Source organism: Sphingobium sp., from assembly GCF_035511395.1.
GTDB lineage: Bacteria > Pseudomonadota > Alphaproteobacteria > Sphingomonadales > Sphingomonadaceae > Sphingobium.
This window is the reverse complement of record NZ_DATKFP010000144.1, coordinates 1-7,661: the sequence shown is the minus strand read 5'-3', so window position 1 is coordinate 7,661 and position 7,661 is coordinate 1. Positions and strand designations below refer to the sequence as shown.

At 62.9% G+C, this 7,661-nt stretch carries 8 protein-coding genes and 1 pseudogene; 1 reads left to right on the top strand and 8 read right to left on the bottom strand.

The features are described 5' to 3' along the window. Positions 1-288: pseudogene (locus tag VMR39_RS09670) on the top strand (hypothetical protein); the annotation flags it as partial. 233 nt (positions 289-521) lie between these two features. On the opposite strand, the gene VMR39_RS09665 reads toward VMR39_RS09670, so the two are convergent. The 8 genes from VMR39_RS09665 to VMR39_RS09630 form a co-directional block, all read right to left on the bottom strand. Continuing rightward, entirely contained in the window at positions 522-1,469 is a 948-nt protein-coding gene (locus tag VMR39_RS09665; protein ID WP_325415761.1) for an alpha/beta hydrolase, read from the bottom strand. A 17-nt stretch (positions 1,470-1,486) separates the two neighbouring features. Continuing rightward, the gene (locus VMR39_RS09660) at positions 1,487-3,037 is read right to left on the bottom strand and encodes a FadD3 family acyl-CoA ligase (protein ID WP_325415760.1); all 1,551 of its coding nucleotides are present in this window, start codon (positions 3,035-3,037) and stop codon (positions 1,487-1,489) included. Beyond that, positions 3,037-4,206, bottom strand: coding sequence for an acyl-CoA dehydrogenase family protein (locus tag VMR39_RS09655; RefSeq protein ID WP_325415759.1), 1,170 nt, complete (start codon positions 4,204-4,206; stop codon positions 3,037-3,039). The genes VMR39_RS09660 and VMR39_RS09655 overlap by 1 nt, the downstream gene beginning before the upstream one ends. Before the next feature lie 3 nt (positions 4,207-4,209). Next, entirely contained in the window at positions 4,210-5,412 is a 1,203-nt protein-coding gene (locus VMR39_RS09650; protein ID WP_325415757.1) for an acetyl-CoA C-acyltransferase, read from the bottom strand. Positions 5,413-5,427: 15 nt separating this feature from the next. Continuing rightward, positions 5,428-5,802: a steroid Delta-isomerase gene (locus VMR39_RS09645; RefSeq protein ID WP_325415756.1), complete on the bottom strand. Its 375-nt coding sequence runs from the start codon at positions 5,800-5,802 to the stop codon at positions 5,428-5,430. Between the two features lie 2 nt (positions 5,803-5,804). Beyond that, entirely contained in the window at positions 5,805-6,272 is a 468-nt protein-coding gene (locus tag VMR39_RS09640) for a MaoC family dehydratase (protein ID WP_325415755.1), read from the bottom strand. A gap of 4 nt (positions 6,273-6,276) precedes the next feature. Then, positions 6,277-7,068, bottom strand: coding sequence for an SDR family oxidoreductase (locus VMR39_RS09635; RefSeq protein ID WP_325415753.1), 792 nt, complete (start codon positions 7,066-7,068; stop codon positions 6,277-6,279). Then, a partial coding sequence (locus VMR39_RS09630; RefSeq protein ID WP_325415752.1) for an acyl-CoA dehydrogenase occupies positions 7,065-7,661 on the bottom strand: 597 nt, incomplete at its 5' end. The genes VMR39_RS09630 and VMR39_RS09635, both read right to left, overlap by 4 nt.

Sequence of the window (7,661 nt, the reverse complement as noted above, 5' to 3'; positions counted from 1 at the left end):
GATGAAGCGCTCGTCATCACGGCAAAGCCGCCCGCGTGCCGCTTCTGGAATTTCCAGATCGACAATTGGTGGATGGAATCGATGGACCATGTGAACCGCAAGGTCTGGGTCAACGGAGCGCAGGCGAAATATGAGCCCGACGGCAGTGTCATCCTGGTCTGCGCCGACCGCGATCCGGGTTATGGCAATTGGATCGATCTGTCGGGGCACCGCAGCGGCACGGGTCTGTGGCGGTGGATCGAAGCTAGCGAGCATCCCGTACCCCATTGCAAGATCGTTAAGCTTTAAGCGGTGCGCTTGCGGAGCGGATGGCCGGGCTGGAGCTTAGGGAGGAGATTCACGACCTTTGCGCTCGCTATGACCCGCTGGCCGATGGCGACCACGCAGCCGTGCGAGCCTGTTCTGCGTAACTCCAGAAAACGGAGGACGTTTCAGAAGCGCGCGCATTGATCGCGGAAGTGCCGGCTTGTAAAACGGCGTCGTTCGATCGGGTGATGCCGTTCCTCCATGCACGCAGCGTGTCAGGCGTCCTGACGGACGGCGGCGAACTGTTTTTTCGCGAAGCTGCAGGCGTCGGCCATTGCCGCCTGTGCGCCGGGCAGGAAGCCCAGCCACGACACGAAACCATGCACCATTCCCGGATATCGTTTTAGTTCGACCTCGACACCGGCCTTTTTCAGCACAGGACCATAGGCTTCGACTGCGTCGCGGATCGGATCACATTCGGCGCTGGCAATGAAGGTGGCGGGCAACCCTGTATGGCTGGGCGCTTTCATCGGGCTGGCGCGGAAATCCGTATAATCGGACTCGTCCTTGATGAACATTTCCCAGAAGAAATGGGCATCATCCATGCGCAGCAGCGGTCCATTGGCAAATTCGATCGCCGATCCCTCTTCTGGGATAGGATGAACGCCGGGGCCATACCAATTCAGAACCGCTGACAATTTGGGCGCGCCGGCTTCCTTTGCCAGCAGGGCGCAGGCGCTGGCGATCACGCCGCCCGCACTGTCGCCGGCCACGGCCATCAGCGCCACATCGCCTTGAATGTCGGCCGCATGGGCCGCAGCCCATTGGATTGCTGCCCAGCTATCTTCGAAGGGTGCAGGGAATTTATGCTCGGGGGCCAGCCGATAATCGACCGAGACGACTACGCTTTCGGCGCCTGCCGACAGCCCACGCGCTATCATGTCCTGCGTATCGAGATCGCCGACTACGAAGCCGCCGCCATGGAAATAGACGATGATGGGAAATGGCGCAGAGCCTTCGGGCGTATAGACACGTACCGCCATATCCCCCGCTGGGCCGGCGATATTGCGATCTTCCACCGAGGCGAGCGTCACGGGCGGTGGCGGCAACTGGGTCGAACTGGACCGCACTGCCTCGCGCAAGTGATCGACCGGGATGCCGCGAATGGGCGGCCATTCTGGCTGCTGCGACAACATGCCCTCGATTATCGGGTCTAATGGCATCCTACACCTCCTTCTCGTTACAGGTCGCGAAGCGCCGTGCGCAGCACCTTGCCACCCGCATTGCGGGGCAGGGCATCGACAAAGGCCACCTGACGCGGCGCTTTGTAATTGGCCATATTCTCTCTCGCCCAGCCGATGATGTCGCGCTCGCCGGCCTCGGCGCCTGGCCGCAGCACGACAAAAGCCTTGCCGACCTCGCCCATTCGCTCGTCCGGTATGCCGATTACCGCGGCCATCTCGATCGCCGGATGGGCTGCGAGCAACTTCTCGATCTCGGCGGGATAGCAGTTGAAGCCGCCCGAGATATACATGTCCTTCTTACGATCAGTAATCGCAAGATAGCCGCGCGCATCGATTATTCCGATGTCGCCGGTGTGCAACCAGCCGTGCGTGTCGATCGCCTCCGCCGTGGCTGTGGGATCGTCCAGATATCCCTTCATCACCGTATGCCCTCGCACCCAGAACTCGCCGGCCTGGCCCGTCGGCACATCGCGCCCATCATCATCGACGCAGCGCACCTCGATGCCCGGCATCGGCAAGCCACAGCTATGCGCTACCGTCTCGGCGTCGTCGCCCTGGCAGGTCATGCAGATGACACCACATTCGGTCATGCCATAGCCATTGACGATGTTCGACATGCCCAGTTCATGCCGCATCCGCTCGACCAATGCGGGCGCGACCGGCGCTGCGCCCGTTACTGCGACACGCAGCGAGGAGAAATCGCGGGGCTTGTCGCCGGCCAGTTCCTGCAAGAGCGTAAGGTAGATGGTCGGCGGTCCGGGGATGAAGCTGATGCGGTTCTGCTCGATCTGACGCACCATTTCGGCGCCGTCGAACATCGCCATCGGCACGATCGTCGCGCCGCGGGTGAAGCAGTTTACCCACCCCGCCTTGTAGCCGAAGGTGTGAAAGAAGGGATTGACGATCAGATAGCGGTCGCCTTCGCGCAGGTCCACGCGTACGGCCCAGTCGCCGAAGGTCTGCACAACCTGACGGTGAGTGGTCAGCGCTCCCTTGGGCCGCCCGGTCGTACCGGACGTGAAGATGATGTCGCTCAGGTCATCGCCCGACAACCGGACAAAGGCTTCGTCCACCGCCGGATCGTCGCTGCCTTTGCCGGAGGCGAGAAAGGCATCGAATCCGTTATCGGTGTGGACGACCGCCTCAAGATCGGGCAGATTCTCGTCTGCCAGCAAGGCCTGATAATCGGTTCCCAGAAAATCCTTGGGTGTAAACAGCAGCTTGGCACGGCTGCGGCGCAATATGTCGGCGGCTTCCTGGCCCTTGAATCGCGTGTTGAGTGGCACGATCGCCGAGCCTGCAATATGCGCTCCGAGCGCCGCGATGATCCACGCCCGGCAATTGGGCGCCCAGATGCCGATGCGGTCGCCATGCCCTACCCCATGGGCGAGCATGGCGGAGGCGGACGCGCGTGCATCAGCCCAGATCTTTGCGAAGGTCCACCGTTTTTCGCCCTCGATCAGGCCGATCGCGAAGGGCCAGCGATCGGCAGCGGCCTTGGCCGCATGTGGGATCGTTTCGGGCCATGTCCCCATCATTTCAGCCATCAGCCGCGCGGCTCCCGTGGCATGCCGAGACCCCGCTCGGAGATGATGTTGCGCTGGATCTGGTCGGTGCCGCCGTAAATGGTGTCGGATCTGCTCATCAGATACATGGTCGTGAGGCTGTCGAACCGTTCCTCGTCCGCGCCAATTTCTGCTTCCTGCCCGCGCACATCCATGGCGAGTTCGCCCAGCGCCTTGTGCCATTGCGACCAATAGAGCTTGTAGGTGTAGCCCGCGCCCGACAGATCGGACCCGTCGCCTGCCGACAGCATGCGCAGACCGTTATAGCGCATGATCTTCAGCCCGGCATGGGCATGGGCGATCTTCTGCCGGATAAGGGCATTTTGCGCCTTGCCGTTAGCCTTTGCGGCGACGATGATATCGTCCAGTTCATTGCGGAAGTGCATCTGCTGCGCCAGCGTCGATACGCCTCGCTCGAAGCCGAGCAGCGCCATTGCCACCTTCCAGCCTTCGCCTTCCGCGCCGATGCGGTCGATAACGAGCGCCTCCGCCCCGTCGAAGAAGACTTCGGCGAATTCCGCCTCTCCGGTCATCTGGCGGATAGGCCGAGGGATGACACCGGGTTGGTCCATCTTTACCATCAGGAAGGACAGGCCCTTGTTCCCCACGCTCCCCGGCTCGGTGCGTGCGACGACGAAGCACCAGTCGGCGATCAAGCCCATCGACGTCCAGATCTTCTGCCCGTCGATGATATAGCGGTCGCCTTCCAGTCGCGCCTTGGTCTTCACATTGGCGAGGTCGGAACCGGCGCCCGGCTCCGAATAGCCCTGGCACCAGATGGCGCGTCCATTGGCGATATCCGGCAGGAAACGCGCCTTCTGATCCTCATTGCCCATCGCCAGCAAGGTCGGTCCCAGCAGTTCGACGCCCAGATGGCCGACGCGGGGCGGCGCCTTGGCACGGGCGTATTCCTCAGCGAAGATCACCTGTTGCGCGATCGAGGCATCGCGCCCGCCCCATGCTTCGGGCCAGCCGACTACGCTCCAGCGCGCCTCGCCCAGGGCCGCTTCCCAGGCGCGGCGCTCCTCGACATTGTCGACCTGGTTGGTCTGGCCGCGCACGGCCTTGAAGGGGCCGGACAGCCGTTCGTGCAGCCAGTCGGCCGCCTCCTCACGAAAGGCTTTGAGTTCAGGGGCGAAAGCAAGTTGCATGGATCAGGCGACCTCGAACAGGCCGGCAGCGCCCATACCGCCCGCGACGCACATGGACACCACGACATATTTGACGCCGCGCCGCTTTCCCTCGATCAGGGCATGGCCGACCAGCCGCGATCCGGTCATGCCGAAGGGATGGCCGATCGCGATGCCGCCGCCATTGACGTTCAACTTCTCCGGATCGATGCCCAGCTTGCGCTGGCAATAAATGGCCTGTGATGCGAAGGCCTCGTTGATCTCCCACAGCCCGATATCGTCGATCTTCAGCCACGTCCGCTCCAACAGCTTGGGAATGGCGAGGACCGGCCCGATACCCATCTCGTCCGCCCCGCAGCCAGCAACCTGAAAGCCGCGATAGACGCCCAAGACAGGCAGACCTTCCTTCTGTGCGGTGGCAAGGTCCATGACGACCTGCGCCGACGCGCCGTCGGAAAGCTGGCTGGCATTGCCGGCGGTGATGTGGCGGCCTTCCTTGACGACATCGCCATTCTTGAAGACGGGCTTGAGTTCCGCCAGCTTCTCATAAGTGGTGCCAGCGCGGATGCCTTCATCCTTGCTGAGGGTCAGTTCCTCCTTGCCGGTCTCGTTACCTTCCTTGTCGAACAGCGCCTTGGTAAGCGTGATCGGCACGATCTCGTCATCGAACCTGCCTGCTTCCTGCCCTGCCGCTGCGCGCTGCTGCGACAGGGCGGCGAAACGGTCCTGATCCTCGCGGCTGACGCCATAGCGATCGGCAACGATCTCAGCAGTCTCGATCATCGCCATATAGGCATAGGGATCGTGCGCCTTCACCCATTCCGACCGGTTGCGGAAATTGGGATAATGTTTGTCGATGGTGAGCGACACATTCTCCGTGCCGCCCGCCAGCGCCACGTCGATCTCATCGGCGATGATGCCTCGCGCCGCGAAGGCCAGCGCGTTGAGACCCGAAGAGCATTTGCGATCCATCGCAAAGCCGGCAGTGGCGTCGGGCAGGACCGATCCATGTACGGCCAGGCGGCCGATATTGTAGCTCTGCGTATTCCACTGATTGGCGCAGCCCATATAGACATCGTCGATGCGGGCCGGGTCGATCCCCGCGCGGGCGATGGCGGCGTCGACGACATGGGCGGCCATGCGCGGCGCCTCGGTATCGTTGAACGCACCGCGATAGGCCTTGCCGACGCCAGTGCGGGCGGTGGAGATGATGGCTGCTTCACGCATCACTGGATATCCTCTTTAAAAGCCGTGCATGTTAGTGGGGCCCCAGAAGGCGCGCATTTCGATCACCTCATTGGCTTCATTGAAGCGGAAGGTGTCGATCACATCGATGCGCTTGGGGCCGCCATCGAAGTTCAGGTGAACCGAAAAGGGAAAGACCGCATAGTCGGCGCCGACACGCACCGGTCCTTCTAGGGTCAGCTTTGCGCCGGTCTTCATGGACTCGGCGTAAAAGGCGCGGATGGCGTCGCGGCCATGGTGGATCGGGCTACCGATCGGGTCTTCCACTGTCGCGTCCACGGCATATAGCGCGGCGACCTTATCGGAGCTGCCGGCCTCGAAGGCGGCGACATAGGCGTGGACGGCGGCTTCCATCTTCGCTGGATCTGGCATGTTCAATCCTCCGGGAAATAGCGGGTGATGGCTTCGACGACGCAGGCGGGCTTTTCTTCGCCCTCGATCTCGACAGTGACGCGGATGACGCATTGGATCGCGGCGCCGCTGGCGACTTCCTCGACGGTCAATATCTCGCCTACGCCGCGAATGCGCGACCCGCAGCGAACGGGATTGAGGAAGCGCAGCCGGTTGGTGCCGACATTGAGGCCGTTGGCCACCCGCCGCACGTCGATCATCTCAGGCATCATCAGGTTGGAGAGGCTGAGCGTCAGATAGCCATGGGCGATGGTTGTACCGAACGGCCCATCCTTGGCGCGCGCCGGATCGACATGGATCCACTGATGGTCGCCGGTGCAATCGGCAAAGGCGTCTATCCGGGCCTGGTCGACCGTCAGCCAGGCGCTGGGGCCGAGGATCGTGCCTTCCTTACCGAGCAGATCGCGCGGGGATTCGAAGATGATGGTCATCGAGTCAGGCCCTCTGGCTCGACACGGAGAGGATTTCCCCGGTCATGTAGGAGGACAGTTCGCTTGCCAGGAACATCATGACATTGGCGATTTCCCACACTTCGGCCGGGCGCTTGAAGGCTTCCTTCTCGACCAGCAGGTCCAGCGCCTCCTGGCTAGTTACCTTGGCGAGGAAGGGGTGCATGGCGAGCGACGGGGCGACAGCGTTGATGCGCACACCATGCTCTGCCGCCTCGATCGCGGCGCAGCGGGTGAAGGCCATGACGCCCGCCTTGGCGGCTGCATAATGGGCCTGCCCCTTCTGTGCTCGCCAACCGAGTACGGAGGCGTTGTTGACCATCACGCCCGACTTCGCCGCATACATGGACGGGAGGAAGGCGCGGGTCATGCGGAACAGGCTGGTGAGGGTCACGTCGAACACGCGGTTCCACTGGTCGTCGGTCATGTCGACGACATCGACCTCGCCGCCCAGCCCGGCATTGTTGATGAGCACATCGACCAGGCCCAGCGCAGACAAAGACGCGTCGCGCAGGCCCTGCACGGCCTCTTCACTGGTGACGTCGCAGACGAAGGTCGCGGGTCGTTCCACGCCGACCTCATCAGCGATACGGTCGGCAGCTTCACCAAGGCGACGTTCATGGAAGTCGCTGATCAGCAGCTTGGCCCCTTCCTCGGCGGCGCGCTTGGCCGCCGAAAAGCCGATGCCTGTGCCGGCCGCGGCCGTCACGACAACAGTCTTGCCGGTCAACAGGCCACGCGGCGTGGGATAGGGGGGGACGGGGGAAGTCGGGGTCATGCGGCGTCCTTCAGGATGATGGCGGCCAGTGCTTCGCGATGCTGCTCGATGGTGCCGAGCCAGCTCACGCTTGCGCGGGCGCGCTTGAAATAGAGATGGGCGTGATGCTCCCAGGTAAAGCCGATGCCGCCATGCAACTGGATCGCATCGCCACTGATCGAGCGATAGGCGTCCGACGCATAGCTGCGTGCGATGTGGCAGGCTTCCGCCAGTTCCTCGCCATTTTCGTCGATCGCGGCAGCAGCATAATAGGCCGCCGAACGGGATGCCTCCGCCAGCAGCATCATGTCTGCCAGCATATGCTTGTACGCCTGGAAGGAACCGATAAGGCGGCCGAACTGGACACGCTGCCTGGCGTAATCGACCGTGGCATCGAGGCTATATTGCATGCCGCCTGTCTGCTCGGCGGCGAGCAGCCCCGCGCCGATGGTCAACGTTCGCTCAATGGCAGTTCCGGCGCCGCCCTTCGAACCCAGTAGCATCTCGGGCGTCACCGCGCAGTCGAAGCTGAGCGTCGCAAAACGGCGCGTGCGGTCCAGGCTGGGGAGCAGCGCGATGGTCAGTCCCGGCGTACCTGCTTCCAGCACGACCAG

Excerpts from the sequence above, each read along its gene's own strand:
- VMR39_RS09665 (WP_325415761.1), bottom strand. The coding sequence starts at position 1,469 with ATGCCATTAGACCCGATAATCGAGGGCATGTTGTCGCAGCAGCCAGAA.
- VMR39_RS09660 (WP_325415760.1), bottom strand. The coding sequence starts at position 3,037 with ATGGCTGAAATGATGGGGACATGGCCCGAAACGATCCCACATGCGGCC.
- VMR39_RS09655 (WP_325415759.1), bottom strand. The coding sequence starts at position 4,206 with ATGCAACTTGCTTTCGCCCCTGAACTCAAAGCCTTTCGTGAGGAGGCG.
- VMR39_RS09650 (WP_325415757.1), bottom strand. The coding sequence starts at position 5,412 with ATGCGTGAAGCAGCCATCATCTCCACCGCCCGCACTGGCGTCGGCAAG.
- VMR39_RS09645 (WP_325415756.1), bottom strand. The coding sequence starts at position 5,802 with ATGCCAGATCCAGCGAAGATGGAAGCCGCCGTCCACGCCTATGTCGCC.
- VMR39_RS09640 (WP_325415755.1), bottom strand. The coding sequence starts at position 6,272 with ATGACCATCATCTTCGAATCCCCGCGCGATCTGCTCGGTAAGGAAGGC.
- VMR39_RS09635 (WP_325415753.1), bottom strand. The coding sequence starts at position 7,068 with ATGACCCCGACTTCCCCCGTCCCCCCCTATCCCACGCCGCGTGGCCTG.